Origin of the sequence: Arenimonas sp., from assembly GCF_047602345.1 — a bacterium.
Taxonomy (GTDB): domain Bacteria; phylum Pseudomonadota; class Gammaproteobacteria; order Xanthomonadales; family Xanthomonadaceae; genus Arenimonas.
Map to the genome: position 1 here is coordinate 47276 of NZ_JASGHN010000008.1, position 15948 is coordinate 63223.

Genomic DNA, 15948 nt, shown 5'->3' on the forward strand with positions numbered 1-15948 from the left:
CTGCCAAATCAACCGCAGCAAGCCTTGCGCCCCTGTAGTCGAATTGAAACAATTTCTTGGCTACAGAACAGGTTAAGCTTGTCCTCTGGATACCCGCAATACCGGTCAGCCCCTCACGCCCAGCACATGACGCCATGATTTTCCAGCTCAATTCATCGACCACGCTGTTGCCGTCCGGCGCGCTGGACGGTGCGCAACTGATGGAACTGGGCCGGCGCTACGCGCCACAACTGGTCGCCGGACTGGCAGTGGTCGGCATCGCCTGGCAGGCCGCACAGCTGACCTGGCTGGGCTTGGCGTCCGGCACCGGAAACACGATGGCACAACCAGTAAGCTGCTGCTCCCCGGCTGCTGCCGCTGAGCGGGTCAACCCGCAACAGGTGGCCGACGCGCACCTGTTTGGCATTGCCGGCGCACCCAGCACCGGCGCCGATCCGAACAATCTGCCGCAGACCAGCATGAGCCTGGTGCTGGCCGGCACCATGGCGCTGGATGATCCGGAAGCCGGCTATGCCATCGTGGGCGAAACCGCCGCCAGCGCCAAGTTCTACAAGGTGGGAGCCAGCATCAATGGCAGCGCCCGCCTGCACTCGGTGTATCCGGAACGGGTCATCATCGAACGCAACGGCACCCTGGAGACCTTGATCCTGCCACGAGGCACGCCCAGCACCGCCCCCGTACCCAGCGCCCGAACCGTAGCGAACACCAACACACCGGGGGACAACCTGCGCCGGCTGGCCAGCAGCAATCCCAGTGCACTGGGTGAACTGATGCGCGCGCAGCCGGTGTTCAGCAATGGTGTGCAAAAAGGTTATCGGGTATATCCGGGACGGGATCGCCAGCAGTTCACCCGACTGGGGTTGCAGCCGGGCGATCTGGTGACCGCCATCAACGGCAGCGCCCTGGATGATCCGAATCGCGGTACGGAAATTCTCAACACCCTGACGTCAGCCACCACTGCCCAGGTAACGGTGGAACGCAATGGCGCCAGTCAACAGCTGACTCTGGACATGGCGCAACTCGCCCTGCCGGAGAGCAGCAGCGGGGCCAGCAGCTCGGAAAGCAGCGGCAACAGCGAGTCGCCACGCGGCGGCTTCAATGGCCCGCCGGGCAACCGGGGGCTCGCGCAGCAACCGCAGTGGTACGCCGGGCGGGCAGTCCGGTGAAGCCAGCACACAGTAATCCAGGACCGATGATGACTTATCACTATCCAGACAATGTCCGGCCATCGCTCCGCCTGCCAGGCCGGGGCATACGGCCTCTGGCCCTGCTGCTGACCGCTCTGCTGCTGACCACGGCCAGCGGCGTGCAGGCACAACAGCAGAATGGTTCACGCGCCACCATCACGCCCAATTACAAGGATGCCGATCTGGCGCAGATCACCGAAGCGGTCAGCGCCGTCACCGGCAAGACCTTCATTATCGACCCGCGCGTCAAGGCCCAGGTGACCATGCTGTCATCCACGCCCATGTCGCCCAATGCGTTTTATGAAGCCTTTCTGTCCATCCTGCAGGTGCATGGCTATGTGGCCGTCCCGGCCGGCAACACCATCAAGATCATTCCCGACGCCAATGCGCGCCAGGTACCTGGCAACGACCTGCCGGGCAGCGTCAGCAGCAGTTCCGACGAACTGGTCACCCAGGTGATTGCCGTGCGCAACGTGAGCGCCGCGCAGCTGGTGCCGATCCTGCGGCCGCTGATTCCACAGTATGGCCAGCTGGCCGCCTATTCGGCCTCGAACATGCTGATCATCACTGACCGCGCCAACAACGTGAACCGCATGATGCGCATCATTGAGCGCATCGACCGCACCAGCGATGACGAGATCGAAGTCATCCAGCTGCAGAACGCCACGGCCGCCGAAATGGTCAAGACGGTCACCGCGCTGAACGCCACCACCGGCGCCGCCGCGCAGGCCACCGCCGATGGCGGCCAGCCGTTGCGGGTGGTATCCGATGACCGCACCAACAGCATCCTGCTCAGCGGCGACAAGTCGGCCCGGCTGCGGGTCAAGACCCTGATCACCTATCTCGACACCCCGCTGCAAAGTGGTGGCAACACCCAGATCCGCTATCTGCGTTATGCCGATGCCGAAACCCTGGCCAAGAGTCTCAAGGAACAGATCCAGGGCATCACCCAGGCCACCGCCGCCACGGCCGCGCCGGCTGGCGCAACACCGGCAGCCAGCACCACCAGCAGCAGCGCCAGCAACAGCACCTCGATCTGGGCGGACAAGAACACCAACGCTCTGGTGGTGAGCGCCCAGCCGAAAATCATGCAGCAGATCATGGCCATCGTGGACAAGCTGGATATCCGCCGCGCCCAGGTGCATGTCGAAGCCATTGTGGTGGAACTCTCGGCCACCAAAACTGCCGAGCTGGGCGTGAACTGGGCACTTTACGGCAGCGATGGTTCGAATGTGCCGGCTGCCGTGTTCAGCGGTGGCAACACCAACATCACCGACATCGCCACCCTGGCGCTGTCCGACTCCATCTCGTCGCTGCCCACCGGCACCACGCTGGGCATTGGCCGGGTGGTGGACTCCGGCGCCAGCTTTGCCGCCATCCTCCGGGCACTGCGTGAAGACGGCAACACCAACATCATCTCCACGCCTTCGATCATCACCCTCGACAACGAGGAGGCGACCATCGAAGTGGCGCAGGAAGTGCCGTTCGTCACCGGCCAGTATTCCTCAACTACCACCAGCGGCACCAGCAGCTCGTCGGTCAATCCGTTCCAGACCATCTCGCGTGAATCGGTGGGCACCAAGCTGAAGATCACCCCGCAGATCAATGAAGGCGATTCGGTACGCCTGACCATCGAACAGGAAGCGTCCTCTCTCGGCACCCAGGGCGATGCCGTGGATCTGGTCACCAACAAGCGCAGCATCAACACCAAGGTGATGGTGGAAGACGGCGGCATCATCGTGCTCGGCGGCCTGCTGGGCGATGACCTCAAGGAAACCAATTCGCGTGTGCCCATCCTGGGTTCGCTGCCGATCATCGGCAACCTGTTCAAGGCCCGCTACAGCCAGAAGACCAAAACCAACCTGATGGTGTTCATCCGTCCCACCATCCTGCGCGACGGTGTACAGGCTGCGATCGAAACCAACTCCAAATACAATCTGATGCGCAATCAGCAGCTGAATATCAACGGCGGCAAAGTGACGCTGCAGACCGGCGAGAAACAACCCACGCTGCCGGAGCTGGTCATCAAACCCGGCGCAGCGGCCGCTCCCGCTGAAACCGGCGTGGTCACCACGCCCCTGTCCGGACAATAAGCGGAACGTCAGCAGCCCATGAGCGCCTCATTCGACAAGCAGGCCGAACCGGCAGCCATGGCCGCGCCACACCGCCAGTCGCCACTGCTGAGCTTCGGTTTCGCCAAGCGCCATGGTGTGCTGCTGCTGGAAGCCGCGGACACTGCGCCGCTGCTGCTGTGCCGTCAGGATGTGACCCCCGCCGCCATCGCCGAGGTGCGTCGCTACATCAATCTGCCCCTGACCCTGCGACGCATCGATGCCGAGCAGTTCGAACGCGAACTGCGCAGCCAGTACGAAGCCGGCGACAATGCGGCACAACAGGCCGCGGGTGGCCTGGAAGACGATACCGATCTAGCGCACCTGGCCCAGGACCTGCCGGAACAGGCCGACCTGCTGGAAAGCGATGATCACGCGCCCATCATCAAGCTGATCAATGCACTGTTCACCCAGGCAGTGAAGGAAAACGCCTCGGACATCCACATCGAGCCGTTCGAAAACCGGCTGGTAGTGCGCTTCCGTGTCAACGGCGTGCTGCGCGAAGTATTGCAATCGAAACGCGCGGTAGCGCCGCTGGTAGTGTCGCGCATCAAGGTGATGTCCAAACTGGACATCGCCGAGAAACGCCTGCCGCAGGACGGCCGCATTTCGCTGCGCGTGGCCGGTCGTGCGGTGGATGTACGCGTCTCCACCATTCCCGCCGGTCATGGCGAACGGGTGGTGCTGCGCCTGCTCGACAAACAGGCCGGCCGCCTCAACCTCGATTCGCTGGGCATGGCCACCGACACCCAGCAGTGGATGGACCAGCTGGTGCATCGTCCACACGGCATCGTGCTGGTCACCGGTCCCACCGGCTCGGGCAAGACCACCACCCTGTATGCAGCGCTGGAGTGCATCAACGACAACACCCGCAACATCATGACCGTGGAGGACCCCATCGAGTACTACATCGATGGCATCGGTCAGACCCAGGTCAACACCAAGGTGGACATGACCTTCGCACGTGGCCTGCGTGCCATCCTGCGCCAGGATCCGGACGTGGTGATGGTAGGCGAAATCCGTGACCTGGAAACCGCCCAGATTGCCGTGCAGGCCTCGCTCACCGGTCATCTGGTGCTGTCGACCCTGCATACCAACACCGCAGTGGGCGCCGTGACCCGTCTGCGCGACATGGGCATCGAGCCCTTCCTGCTGTCATCGTCGCTGCTGGGCGTGCTGGCGCAACGCCTGGTGCGGGTGCTCAATCCGGAACAACGCGAAGCCTACATCGCCAGCGACTACGAACGTCGCCTGCTCAATATTCCTACTGAGGCGCCACCGGTCACCCTGTACCGGCCACGCCCCGACGCCACCCAGGGCTTCAAGGGCCGTACCGGCATCCACGAATTCGTACCGGTGGACGACACCCTGCGCACCATGATCCACGATGGAGCCGGCGAACACGAACTGGAACGCTACGCCCGCACCCTGACACCCAGCATCCGTGATGATGGCCGCGCCAAAATCCTGCAGGGGATTACCACCATCGAAGAAGTGCTGCGCGTCACCCGCGAAGACTGAAGCTGAGCGACCATGGGCGCCTTTCAATACACGGCCATCGACAATGCCGGCCAGGAACGCCAGGGCGTCCTGGAGGGCGATACCGCCAAGCAGGTTCGCCAGTTACTGCGCGATCAGCAGTTGCTGCCGGTCACTGTCGAAGAGGTGCAGCGCCGCGAAGCACGCCTGGCGCAATCCAGCAGCTTCAGCCTGAAGCGCGGCAAATCGATGAACGCGCACGATCTGGCGCTGGTGACCCGCCAGCTGGCCACACTGGTGCGCTCTGGCCTGCCCCTGGATGAATCATTGCTGGCCGTGTCAGAACAGACCGAACACCCGCATATCCGCAGCATCATGATGGGTGTGCGCGCCAAGGTGCTGGAAGGCCACCCGCTGGCGGATGGTCTGGGTGACTTTCCCAGTTCCTTCCCGGAAATCTATCGTGCCACGGTCGCGGCCGGCGAACAGTCGGGTCACCTCGACACGGTGCTGGAACGGCTGGCCGACTACACCGAGGCGCGCGAGCAGCTGCGCAGCCGCACCATCAATGCCCTGTTGTATCCGGTGCTGCTGTTCCTGGTGTGTTCGGGCATCGTCATGCTGATGCTCACCTATGTAGTACCCAAGATCGTCAAGCAGTTCGACAATGCCAAGGCCACCCTGCCGGTGATGACGCGCATCCTGATCGCGTTTTCCAACTTCATGCGCGAATGGGGACTGTGGTTGCTGGCCGCACTGATCATCGGTGGCTTCCTGTTTGCCCGCTCGCTGCGCAATGCCGACAACCGGCGACGTTTTCATGCCTTTCTGCTGCGCGTACCGCTGCTGGGACGAGTGGTGCGCGGCACCAACACCACACGCTTCGCCCGCACCCTGGCCACGCTGACCTCCAGCTCCGTGCCGGTGCTGGACGCACTGCGTATTTCAGGCGAAGTGATCAACAACCTGCCCATGCGCGAGGCGGTACAGGCCGCAGCAGTCAAGGTACGCGAAGGCTCTCCCATCGGCCGTTCGCTGGGCGCCACCAAACAGTTTCCGCCGATGATGATCCACCTGATCTCCAGCGGCGAAGCCAGCGGCGAACTGGAAACCATGCTGGATCGCGCCGCCAGCAACCAGGAGCGCGAGATGGACGCCGTACTCGGCGCCTTTGTCGGCCTGCTGGGTCCGCTGATGATCGTGGTGATGGCGGCCCTGGTGCTGTTCATCGTGCTGGCCATGCTGCTGCCCATCTTCCAGTTGAACGAACTGGTGACAGGCTGAGCAAACTCACTCAGCTGGTCACACGCGGTGCTTGCAGGACGCCGGGAATCGAAATATATATTCGCGCAGTTCCCTGACATCCGACCCGTACGGATTCGTCCATGAGCGAGAAACCGGAATCAGACGATTTTGACGACGACGCCGATCTGCCGGGCGCCGGTACCGATGACTCGGATTATGAGTTCCTGCTGGAAGACCTGGGACGCCCCAAACGCGGCGCAGTACCGCAAGGTGAACCTGCCTGGCGCAAGCTGGAAAAATACCGCGAACAGAAACAGACCGCCGAGCAACTGTCCGACTTCGACGATTACGACATCGGCGATGACGGGAGCGGCAAAAAGCGGCGCAAGCACCGCCCCAGCTTCTGAGCACCGCGCCGGCAAGAACGACGGCCCGGGCCAACGCCCTCCCCCAGCATCATTCCAGCTTACTGACGCTGCTGATTCACCAGTTCGGTGATCTTGATGGCCGTGGCCAGTGCCCGCAAGCCATCCTCGCCCGTAACCACCGGCTCGGAACCCTCGCGAACTGCCTGCAGGAAGGCTGCGATTTCGCTGCGCAGCGCGTCGCCCTGATCGAAACTCTGCTCGTCGATGGCCACCTGCGCCGGCGATTCCACCGGACCGGCCGCGCGCTTGCGCACGGTGCTGAGAATTTTCTGCTGCAGATCAATCGACAGATAGGCATCGTCCTGGAAGATACGCAGTTTGCGCTCCTGCTTCAGGCTGACCCGGCTGGCCGTGGTGTTCACCACGCAGCCTCCTTCGAAACGGATACGTGCGTTGGCAATGTCGATGTCCTGCGAGAACACCGCCGCGCCCACCGCATCGATGCTGGCAATGGGCCGCCCCACCAGTTCCTGGATCAGGTCAATGTCATGGATCATCAGGTCCAGCACCACGCTGACATCCGTACCACGCTGCTTGAAAGGCGCCAGGCGATGCGACTCGATGAAACGCGGCGTGCTGATCACCTTGGCGGCCGCCTGGATGGCCGGATTGAAACGCTCCAGATGCCCCACCTGCAGCACACAACCGCGGCGTCTGGCCAGTTCGATCAGGGCACGCGCCTGCTCGATGGTTTCGGTAATCGGCTTTTCGACCAGCACATGCACGCCATGTTCAAGGAAGGCTTCGGCCACGGCGAAGTGCAACGGGGTCGGCACCACGATGCTCACCGCGTCCACTTTACCCAGCAACTCGCGATAATCCGCCAGCGCCGGCACTCCCAGTTCGGCCGCCACCTGCTCGGCCGCTGCCGGCACGCTGTCCACCACCGCCACCAGCTGTGAACCCGGCAGGTCGCGATACTTCTGCGCATGAAACCGGCCCAGATAACCCACGCCAATCACGGCGGTACGCAACGGGGACTGTTGGCTCTGTTCGGTCATCCTCGGCTCACTTCTCATCAAAGATGGCGGTTGGCGGATTTGCAATGCGCCGGCACTTTACTGGAAGATGCACCGCACCGGCAGCCTGTTCCCACTATGTCCAACCGTCATTACTCACTCCCGCGCGAACTGCTGATCGCCGCCTTAATGATTCCGCTGAGTCTGCTGACCCTGCCGGGATTGATTTATGTGGTGGGCAGCCGGCTGTTTGGCGACGTATGGCGCCAGCATGTCCAGTCTGTATCAGGCCACCCTCAGCGACCTGAGTGTGCCGCGGCTGGCGGCCTGGGCGCTGGCATTGGTACCAGCCATCGCCCTGTTCGGATTGCGGTTGCTGTTTTTCCTCACCCGCCACACCCCGCCTGCCGCCGCCAGCAATCGTTCCCGTCCGCTGCGGCGCGAACCCACCGTCGGCAATTGAAACCGGGTAAAGCCCCGGAAAAAGCGTGACGCTCCTCACAAAACCCGCGGCCAGCAGGACTGCGGATGGAGTGTTATGTACTCTCTGTAGTCAGTTGAATTACCAAGCACCAGATATCCGAGGCTCTCATGGCGTTCTGGAAATCCGCCAAAACTCCGCACACCACCGGTGATACGCCGACCGATACGGCCAAACCCGCCACACCCGCTTCTGTGCGTCCATCCCGCGCTACAGCCACCAATGGCAAGGCAAAGACACTGGAACTGGCCGAGGACTCAGGCAACCCGGCGGTCAAATCAAGCAACAAGGGTTTTGATCCCTATAACAGCGGCGTCTTCGATAGCCGACGCACCTGGGAACGCGTGATCCGCAAATAGGCAGGACACGCCCGGACTTGCCTGTCACTCAGCGCAGTGCGAACCACAGCACCAGTCCGGCCACACACGACCACATAGCCAGCTGTGCCCACCAGCGCCAGCGTAGTTCTTTCATCAGGCTGAACATCGCTGCCCCGGCCACTGCCGACAAGGCCAGAAACAGCACGCAGTACACGGGCAGGCGGCCTATCTCCACCCCCACCTGCTCGGAATCACCACGGATCACCAGAAAAATGACCAGTACTGCGCTCAGGCCGAAAGCGATCGCCACAGCCGACCCCAGCACAATGGCGTTCAACGCCGCTAACGGCCCCATGATGGCCGCTCCTGTTCACGATTTGCCACAAAAGTCTCTCGATTGAGGGCTTGATTGCCCTGATGCCCGCCTCTACTCTGACCACCGGACGGGGCGGATTTTGGTACAGCGAGTGTAACAGGCAATGACTTTACCGACTGCGAGCAGATATCTACACAAGCGCGGCCTGTGGCTGAGCAGCGCTGTTGTCGCCGTGCTGGTACTGGGCCTGTCCACCTCCTCGCAAACCCCCATCAACGAAGCCAGCGCCGCCGGTACCGAAAATTACGCTCCCACCGAAAAGCAGCGGCGGGTCAGCAAACTGGTCAGCGCCGTGGTGGAACGCTCGCACTACCGCCAGTCGGCCATCAATGATCCGATTTCCTCGGTGATGCTGGACCGTTATCTGGAGTCGCTGGACGCCGCCCGCAGCTACTTCCTGGCCAGCGACATTCGCGAATTCGAACGCATCCGCTACCAGCTGGACGACGCCGTGCTCAACGGCAGCATCGACCCGGCCTTCAGCGTGTTCAACCGCTTCCGGGAACGCAACCGCGAGCGCCTCAGCTACGCGCTGGAACTGCTCAAGACCGAACCCGACTTCACCGTTGACGAGTCATTTGAATACGACCGCAGCAAGGCGCCCTGGCCCAAGGACACTGCCGAGCTCAACGAGCTGTGGCGCAAACGGGTCAAGAATGATGCGCTGTCGCTGATCCTGACCGGCAAGACCTGGACCGAAACCCGCGACATCCTCAGCAAGCGTTACGACCGCGCCCTGAAGAATCTCGACAAGACCACCAGTGAAGATGTATTCGATGTATTCATGAATGCCTTCGCTCACGTGTTCGATCCGCATTCCAACTACTTCTCGCCGCGCGAATCCGACGAATTCAAGATCGCCATGAGCCTGTCCTATGAAGGCATCGGCGCATCGCTGTCGGTGGTGGACGATTTCGTGGTGGTACAAAACGTCATTGCCGGCGGTGCCGCCGCAGTGAGCGGACTGGTCAGCGCCAACGACCGCATCACCGCCGTCGGCGAAGGCAAGGATGGCAAGCTGGTGGATGTCGCCGGCTGGCGCATTGACGATGTGGTGCAGCTGATTCGCGGCAAGGGCGGCACCACGGTGCGTCTGCAGATTCTGCCTGCGGGTGCAGCACCGGGCTCCACTGAAAAAGTCATCAGCCTGGTGCGCAGCAAGATTTCGCTGGAAGCCCAGGCCGCCAAACAGGACATCCGCACCATTCAGCGCGATGGCAAGGACATCAAGGTGGGCGTGATCACGGTGCCCAGCTTCTACCAGGACACCGATGCCGCGCAGCGTGGCGACAAGGACTTCCGTAGCCTGACCCGTGACGTGCGCAAGCTGATCGACAACCTCAAGGCTGAAGGTGTCGGCGCCATCGTCATGGACCTGCGCGCCAACGGTGGCGGCAATCTGCAGGAAGCCATCGGCCTCACCGGCCTGTTTATTGGCACTGGTCCGGTAGTGCAGGTGCGCCAGACCGGCGGGCAGATCGAAGCGCTGGACGACACGGACAACAGCGTCGCATGGGACGGACCGCTGACCGTGGTGATCGACCGCTACAGCGCCTCCGCCTCGGAGATTTTCAGCGGCGCCATCCAGGACTACGGTCGCGGGCTGGTCATCGGCCAGCAAAGCTATGGCAAGGGCACCGTGCAGAATGTCTATCCGCTGGACCGCTTTGCCGCCAACAAGGAACCGGGTTTTGGCCAGCTGACCATCACCACCGGCAAGTTCTATCGCATCACCGGCGAAAGCACCCAGCATCGTGGCGTCGAACCGGATCTGGCCCTGCCCTCGGCCATCAGCACCGAAGACATCGGTGAAAGCGCCATGGAAAGCGCGCTGCCCTGGGATCGCATCCGTCCGGCCAAATTCACCCGCAGCGGCAACATCACCGCCAGTGTCGATCCGCTGCTGCAGGCACACAACCAGCGGGTGGCCAACGACCCCAACTATCAGTACCTGCTGCAGAACATCGCCGCCTATGAAGCCCTGCGCAAGGAAAAAAGCGTGTCGTTGAATCTGAAAACACGCCAGCAGGAACGCCAGCGTCAGGATCAGGAACGCCTGCAGCGTGAAAATGCCCGACGCGCCAGCGATGGCCTGCCAACCGTGACCTCGCTGGAAGAACTGGAGAAGGACAAGAGCGACACGCCCGATCCGCTACTCGGTGAAGTCGCGCAGATCACTGCTGATTTCAGCACCTGGTGGCGCAGCACGCCAACCAGCACCCTGGTCAAGACCAGCAAGTGAACAGATCGGCATGTAACGGTCAGACCGTTACATGCCGCGATCGACCCAACTACTCAGCCCAGCTCGATCAGGCGACGCGGCGCCTGATGAATCAGCTCGCCTCCCTGAGGCCCCACCAGCACGTTGTCGCAACACCAGTGAAACCCGGTGGCATTGGCATAGGTGGGATGACAGGACAGATTCATGCCGGCAGCAATGGTCATGGTTTCGTCAAAACGCACCAGCGGCCGCTCCACCATGTCATAGCCCTGGCCGTGACAGTACAGGCGCTCTTCCGGTGGACGACCGTTGTCGCGCATGAACTGGTTGTAGGCATGCCAGATGTCAGCACAGGCAGCACCGGGCTTGAGCAGATTGACCGTGAACTGCTGGGCACGCACCACGAAGTCCATTTCCTCCTTCATGGCATCACTGGCTTTGCCCAGCACACAGGTACGTCCCAGCTCGCAGTACTGCGCACCCGGGCCACTGTTCTCCACCAGGATGGCGAAATAATCGCCTTCACGGATGATGCGGTTCTGATAGCGGCGCGGACCGAACGGCCCCGGCTGCCCCACCGGCGTTGAGGCGCACAGGTACAGACCCTGCTCGCTGCCGAACTGATGGCTCACCTGCTCGGCCACTGCTGCGGCTTCAATGTCACGCATGCCCGGCCGGATGGCCTTGAACACCGCATCCATGCAGGCATCCTGCATGGATGCACAGCGCCGGATCAATGCGATCTCTTCATCACTCTTGATCACCTTGATCTGATCCACCAGTTCCGAAGCATCGACAAACCGGGCCCGGGTGAACTGACGCCGCAAATGATCCAGCATCGACACCGGCAAGGTGCCCAGCCCCACCAGACCGATGGTGCCACCGACATACGCCTGCAATGCCTGGGTGACGGCTGCATTGTCGTAACCCAGCGAATAACCCGCGGAAGCATAGCTGGCCACACCCAGCACCCGTTCCACACCACGCAGATCCAGATCGCCTGGCGGGATCTTCCGGTCCATGCCGATCGGCGCCTGCATCACCAGGGTCATGCCGGCTTCGCGCGGAAACACCACAGTCAGTGGATAACCATTGGTGGCCGACAGATCGCTGAACCACTTGACGTAGCCACCCATGAAATCGTTGTTGTTCTGCATCAGCAGCACATCGATTTTTTCGTCGCGCATGCGCTGGCGCACCGCCAGCCAGCGGCGTTCCAGCTCGGCAGTAGAAACCGGATGATTCAGACGTTCGGCAAGCAGGCTCAAGGCAGTCATCTCCAGGCAAGACCGTAGCGTTACGGCTCAGACAATACAAAATGCATCCAGTCGCATTCCTGATTCAGGTCTGCAGCTGGAAACCGTGCTTCTTCAGCGGCAACTCGCGGATGCGCTGGCCAGTGGCGGCAAAGATGGCACTGGTGATGGCCGGCATCAGTGCGGGCGTAATGATCTCGGTCATGCTGCCGGCTTTCTCCTGGCTGACGACCTCGCGAATCTGGATCGGCGGCGTCTCCGCCAGCGTGCACAACCGGTAATCGTGAAAGTTGCTCTGCTGTACGCGGCCATTCTCGATGGTGATCTCACCATACATGGCGGCAGACAGACCATCGATCAGTCCGCCCTGCACCTGCGCTTCGGTCTGGTCGGCATTCACGGTGATGCCCTGGTCGTAGACACAGACGATGCGGTCGATTTTCAGTCGCTGGCCGGTCACCGTAACCTTCACCGCAATGGCGCAGTAACACCAGAACCCTTCGCCGAACGCCATGCCCCAGCCGGAACCGTTCTTGCGCACCCGACCGCGATTTTTCTGCGGCTGCCACTTGGCCTCGGCCACCAGGGCATCCAGTACCGCCAGCAGACGCGGCTTGTCGCGCAGCAGCCGGCGACGAAATGCCACCGGGTCCTGATTCGCCGCCTGCGCCAGTTCGTCAACCATGCCCTCGGTGATGAAGGTATTGCCGGAAAAACCCACCGAGCGCCAGTGATTGGTGGGAATGGGCACTTCCTGCTGCACGCCGACAATGCGCAGGCTGGGAATCTGATAGGAAAGATTGTGCGGCGAGCCGGCAGTAGCATAGAAATCCACCGGCAGACGGAAGAACGCACTCTCCTTGCGGGTCTCCTCATTGATGGGTTCGATGTCCACTCCGAACGGAATCACTTCGTCGGAGTAATGCGCATTGATGCTCTGCACCGCCACCTTGTGATCCCAGGCCAGGAGGTTTCCCGACACGTCCAGCACCGCCTTGATGCGGGTCTTATGGTAAGGACGGAACCAGCCATGCTGCACGTCCTCCTCGCGACGACGCAACACATGCACCGGCACGCCGCCGGCTTTGATCGACAACTGCGCGGCTTCCAGTTCCGGATCGACACGACCACGCAGACCGAACGAACCACCGACAAATTCGGCGCGATGCACTTTCACCTGTGCGCTGGCGAAGCCGAACACATCGTGACTGTGCCGCACCACGTTGCCCATCGACGCGGTGGGCGTCCAGTATTCCACCAGGCCATCATGCACCCACGCCGTGGCGCCGGTGGGCTCCATGCACTGGTGCATGAGCATCGGCACGGTGTAATCAGCCTGCAAGGTGCTGACGCCGGGCTGACGCATCGCGGCCTGCACATCGCCGTCATTACGCGCCGTGACACCCGGCTCATTGTCCAGCGCCAGTGTGTAATCACGCTCCAGCTGTGCGGAGCTGAGACTGGCAGCTTCGCCTTCGTTCCATTCCACCTGCAACAGTTCAGCCGCCTTGCGCGCGGTCCAGGGATCATCGGCCAGCACCGCCACGCCATAACCCACATCAAACACATGCCGCACACCGGCACGCGCCAGCGCCGCAGTGGCATCGTAACGTTTGACTGTGCCCCCCACACCACCGGACAGCGTGCAATGGCGGCATGCAACATGCCGGGCAGTGTGTGATCGACACTGTAACGAGCCTGTCCCATGCACTTGGGCACGATGTCCAGTCGCGCCACCCACTTGCCGATCAGACGCCATTGCTCGGGACCACGCAGTGTCACCTCGGCAGGCACCGCCAGCTGTCCGGCTGCCTGCGCCACTTCGCCATAAGTGACTGTGCGTCCCGTGGCGCGATGCGTGATGACGCTGTTGGCTGTCACGCATTCGCTGGCCGGCACATTCCAGCGTGTGGCTGCAGCCTGCACCAGCATCAGCCGCGCCTTGGCACCGATCAGCCGCATCTGGTCGAAACGGCCGCGCGTGCCCCAGGAACCATCAGTGGACATGCGCCCTGAAGAAGGATTGGTATACACCGTGGCGGCATCGCTGGGCACCACCCGGATCTTGTTCCAGTCGGCATCCAGTTCCTCCGCCACCAGCATGGCGTTGGCGGTGATGGTGCCCTGACCATATTCAACTTCCGGGCTGACCAGGGTCAGCACACCGTCGGCGCCGATGTTCAACCAGGTACCGAATACATTGCGGCCGACCACATCCTTGGCAGCCTCGACGGCATGCACCACCTTGCCGCCCAGATCAAAGCCCAGCGCCAGTACCGTGCCCGCGGCCACGGCGCCCTGCGGAACCGGCGCCGGTCCAGCTGCAACTGCTGTGGTGACGACTCGGTACGTTGAGCAGACATCACTTGCGCTCCCGGCTCAAACGGGCCGCACGATGAATCGCCTTGCGCACCCGCACATAGGTACCGCAACGACAGATGTTGCTCAGCGACTCGTTGATCTGCCGGTCAGTGGGATTGGGCGTATTGGCCAGCAACGCCGCCGCAGCCATGATGAAGCCTGACTGACAGTAACCACATTGCACCACGTCCTCGGCAATCCACGCCTGCTGCACCGGATGCGAGCCATCGCTGGACAAACCCTCGATGGTGGTGATGCTGCGTCCCTCGAGACTGCTCGCCGGCAACACGCAGCTGCGCATTGCCTGACCATCGACATGCACGGTGCAGGCACCACACACGCCCAGGGCGCAGGAAACATGCGTGCCGGTCAGGCCCAGCTTGTCGCGCAATACCCAGGCCAGCGGCATCTCCGGATCCACCTCCAGTTCATGCCGCTCACCATTGACCATCAACGTCACCATGCCTGCCCCCTTGCCGACTGCAATTGCCTGCCGTACTCAGCCGTGGCCTTTCACCAGCCACATCTTGTACTGCTTGCCATCGGCCGTGCTGTGCATCCAGCTGCTGCCCAGCTGGCGTTCCGGCAGCGCATAACAGGCCTTGCCGCCGTAAATTTCACCTGTCATTTCGATCGCGAATTTTTTACCAGGCACGCTATCCGGCTTGAGGCACACTTCATAGGCGCCGGGTTTACCCTGCAACTGGTAGGTACCGCGCCGGCCTTCGATGCGGAAGTTGCCGCCCGCCACCGGCACATCCGGCTGCACGCCGCGGTCATACATCACGAAGAAAGTGCGGTCCGGATTCAGCCACAGATGACAGATCGCCTTGCTGCTCTGGTTCTGGCACAGCAGCGTATTGCCGTAGTAGCTGGCCAGCGGATCATCGGCCGCCACGACCGACTGCGTACCGCCCGCAAACAGCATCACGGCCGCTGCATGACGCAACACCCGCCCAACATTGGAAAACATGGAAGTCATGATGGTGTCCTGCAAAATATTGATGAAGCCGATGTGCGTTACTGCTGGCCCTTGAGCAGGATCTCGCGATCCAGCCCTAACTGACCCGGCGAATGGTTGTCCCATTCGAACCAGGCCTCGCCAATGGCGTGGGGGCCATGCGCATAACAGCTGCCCTCTTCATGATTCATTTCCAGACGGCTACGCGTCGCCTTGCGCTGCAGTTCCGCACTGAGCTGGCTGACATCCGGATAGCTGGTGCAGATGGTGCGGAAGTTCTTGGTCTCGCAGATGCGGGCACTGCGCGGTGCGGCCGGCTGCGCCGCCATGCCTGCAGTGCTGGCCGCCGGCGCGGCCATCATGTTGCCGGCGCGCAGTTCCTCGGGCAGCTGGAACTCGGACAGATCCCAGTAGCGGCAGATCGGTGTACGGCCATCCGCACGGGTCTTGCCCGCCACCCACTTGCCGGTGTATGCGCCGTTGGCGTCGAAGATCAGGAACGTGCCATCGGCATTGAGCCACAGCTTGCACAGGTCATTGCCGGTCTGAGCGGCAGCACACAC

15 protein-coding genes and 1 pseudogene are annotated in these 15948 nt (G+C 62.1%); 8 read left to right on the forward strand and 8 right to left on the reverse strand.

What is annotated here, in order from left to right; genetic code table 11:
- Nucleotides 1–134: 134 nt before the first annotated feature.
- The 5 genes from gspC to QM707_RS10930 all read left to right on the forward strand — a co-directional run bounded on the left by gspC (nucleotide 135) and on the right by QM707_RS10930 (nucleotide 6429).
- On the forward strand, nucleotides 135–1166 hold the full coding sequence (gspC, locus tag QM707_RS10910; protein WP_415001899.1) for a type II secretion system protein GspC: 1032 nt from the start codon (nucleotides 135–137) through the stop codon (nucleotides 1164–1166).
- A 29-nt stretch (nucleotides 1167–1195) separates the two neighbouring features.
- A complete protein-coding gene (gspD, locus tag QM707_RS10915; RefSeq protein ID WP_415001900.1) occupies nucleotides 1196–3280 on the forward strand; it encodes a type II secretion system secretin GspD in 2085 nt (694 codons plus the stop codon).
- 57 nt (nucleotides 3281–3337) lie between these two features.
- Nucleotides 3338–4819, forward strand: a complete 1482-nt coding sequence (gspE, locus tag QM707_RS10920; protein WP_415002146.1) for a type II secretion system ATPase GspE — start codon at nucleotides 3338–3340, stop codon at nucleotides 4817–4819.
- A gap of 12 nt (nucleotides 4820–4831) precedes the next feature.
- Entirely contained in the window at nucleotides 4832–6061 is a 1230-nt protein-coding gene (gene gspF / locus QM707_RS10925; RefSeq protein WP_415001901.1) for a type II secretion system inner membrane protein GspF, read from the forward strand.
- Between the two features lie 101 nt (nucleotides 6062–6162).
- Nucleotides 6163–6429 (forward strand): hypothetical protein, encoded by a 267-nt coding sequence (locus tag QM707_RS10930; protein WP_415001902.1) that lies wholly within the window; start codon nucleotides 6163–6165, stop codon nucleotides 6427–6429.
- A 59-nt stretch (nucleotides 6430–6488) separates the two neighbouring features.
- Here the strand turns inward: QM707_RS10930 and QM707_RS10935 are convergent, their stop codons facing one another.
- Nucleotides 6489–7451, reverse strand: a complete 963-nt coding sequence (locus QM707_RS10935) for a Gfo/Idh/MocA family protein (protein WP_415001903.1) — start codon at nucleotides 7449–7451, stop codon at nucleotides 6489–6491.
- A 229-nt stretch (nucleotides 7452–7680) separates the two neighbouring features.
- Here QM707_RS10935 and QM707_RS10940 point away from each other — a divergent pair, with 229 nt between their 5' ends.
- Both QM707_RS10940 and QM707_RS10945 read left to right on the forward strand, forming a co-directional pair.
- Nucleotides 7681–7872 carry a hypothetical protein gene (locus QM707_RS10940; protein ID WP_415001904.1) on the forward strand — a complete coding sequence of 64 codons (192 nt, stop codon included), beginning with the start codon at nucleotides 7681–7683 and terminating at the stop codon, nucleotides 7870–7872.
- Nucleotides 7873–8000: 128 nt separating this feature from the next.
- A complete protein-coding gene (locus tag QM707_RS10945) occupies nucleotides 8001–8249 on the forward strand; it encodes a hypothetical protein (protein ID WP_415001905.1) in 249 nt (82 codons plus the stop codon).
- A 28-nt stretch (nucleotides 8250–8277) separates the two neighbouring features.
- On the opposite strand, the gene QM707_RS10950 is transcribed toward QM707_RS10945, so the two are convergent.
- Nucleotides 8278–8565 (reverse strand): hypothetical protein, encoded by a 288-nt coding sequence (locus QM707_RS10950; RefSeq protein WP_415001906.1) that lies wholly within the window; start codon nucleotides 8563–8565, stop codon nucleotides 8278–8280.
- Nucleotides 8566–8689: 124 nt separating this feature from the next.
- Here QM707_RS10950 and QM707_RS10955 point away from each other — a divergent pair, with 124 nt between their 5' ends.
- Nucleotides 8690–10828, forward strand: coding sequence for a carboxy terminal-processing peptidase (locus tag QM707_RS10955; protein WP_415001907.1), 2139 nt, complete (start codon nucleotides 8690–8692; stop codon nucleotides 10826–10828).
- 53 nt (nucleotides 10829–10881) lie between these two features.
- On the opposite strand, the gene QM707_RS10960 is transcribed toward QM707_RS10955, so the two are convergent.
- From QM707_RS10960 to QM707_RS10985, 6 genes and pseudogenes are all read right to left on the reverse strand, one after another.
- Nucleotides 10882–12075: a M24 family metallopeptidase gene (locus tag QM707_RS10960; protein ID WP_415001908.1), complete on the reverse strand. Its 1194-nt coding sequence runs from the start codon at nucleotides 12073–12075 to the stop codon at nucleotides 10882–10884.
- A 73-nt stretch (nucleotides 12076–12148) separates the two neighbouring features.
- Complete coding sequence (locus QM707_RS10965; protein ID WP_415001909.1) at nucleotides 12149–13609, reverse strand: xanthine dehydrogenase family protein molybdopterin-binding subunit; 1461 nt, start codon at nucleotides 13607–13609, stop codon at nucleotides 12149–12151.
- A gap of 272 nt (nucleotides 13610–13881) precedes the next feature.
- Nucleotides 13882–14355, reverse strand: a pseudogene (locus tag QM707_RS10970) (molybdopterin cofactor-binding domain-containing protein); the annotation flags it as partial.
- 70 nt (nucleotides 14356–14425) lie between these two features.
- Nucleotides 14426–14887, reverse strand: a complete 462-nt coding sequence (locus tag QM707_RS10975) for a (2Fe-2S)-binding protein (protein WP_415001910.1) — start codon at nucleotides 14885–14887, stop codon at nucleotides 14426–14428.
- A gap of 36 nt (nucleotides 14888–14923) precedes the next feature.
- Complete coding sequence (locus QM707_RS10980; protein WP_415001911.1) at nucleotides 14924–15421, reverse strand: hypothetical protein; 498 nt, start codon at nucleotides 15419–15421, stop codon at nucleotides 14924–14926.
- 23 nt (nucleotides 15422–15444) lie between these two features.
- On the reverse strand, nucleotides 15445–15948 hold the full coding sequence (locus tag QM707_RS10985) for a hypothetical protein (RefSeq protein WP_415001912.1): 504 nt from the start codon (nucleotides 15946–15948) through the stop codon (nucleotides 15445–15447).

Excerpts from the sequence above, each read along its gene's own strand:
- gspC (WP_415001899.1), top strand. The coding sequence starts at position 135 with ATGATTTTCCAGCTCAATTCATCGACCACGCTGTTGCCGTCCGGCGCG.
- gspD (WP_415001900.1), top strand. The coding sequence starts at position 1,196 with ATGACTTATCACTATCCAGACAATGTCCGGCCATCGCTCCGCCTGCCA.
- gspE (WP_415002146.1), top strand. The coding sequence starts at position 3,338 with ATGGCCGCGCCACACCGCCAGTCGCCACTGCTGAGCTTCGGTTTCGCC.
- gspF (WP_415001901.1), top strand. The coding sequence starts at position 4,832 with ATGGGCGCCTTTCAATACACGGCCATCGACAATGCCGGCCAGGAACGC.
- QM707_RS10930 (WP_415001902.1), top strand. The coding sequence starts at position 6,163 with ATGAGCGAGAAACCGGAATCAGACGATTTTGACGACGACGCCGATCTG.
- QM707_RS10935 (WP_415001903.1), bottom strand. The coding sequence starts at position 7,451 with ATGACCGAACAGAGCCAACAGTCCCCGTTGCGTACCGCCGTGATTGGC.
- QM707_RS10940 (WP_415001904.1), top strand. The coding sequence starts at position 7,681 with ATGTCCAGTCTGTATCAGGCCACCCTCAGCGACCTGAGTGTGCCGCGG.
- QM707_RS10945 (WP_415001905.1), top strand. The coding sequence starts at position 8,001 with ATGGCGTTCTGGAAATCCGCCAAAACTCCGCACACCACCGGTGATACG.
- QM707_RS10950 (WP_415001906.1), bottom strand. The coding sequence starts at position 8,565 with ATGGGGCCGTTAGCGGCGTTGAACGCCATTGTGCTGGGGTCGGCTGTG.
- QM707_RS10955 (WP_415001907.1), top strand. The coding sequence starts at position 8,690 with ATGACTTTACCGACTGCGAGCAGATATCTACACAAGCGCGGCCTGTGG.
- QM707_RS10975 (WP_415001910.1), bottom strand. The coding sequence starts at position 14,887 with ATGGTGACGTTGATGGTCAATGGTGAGCGGCATGAACTGGAGGTGGAT.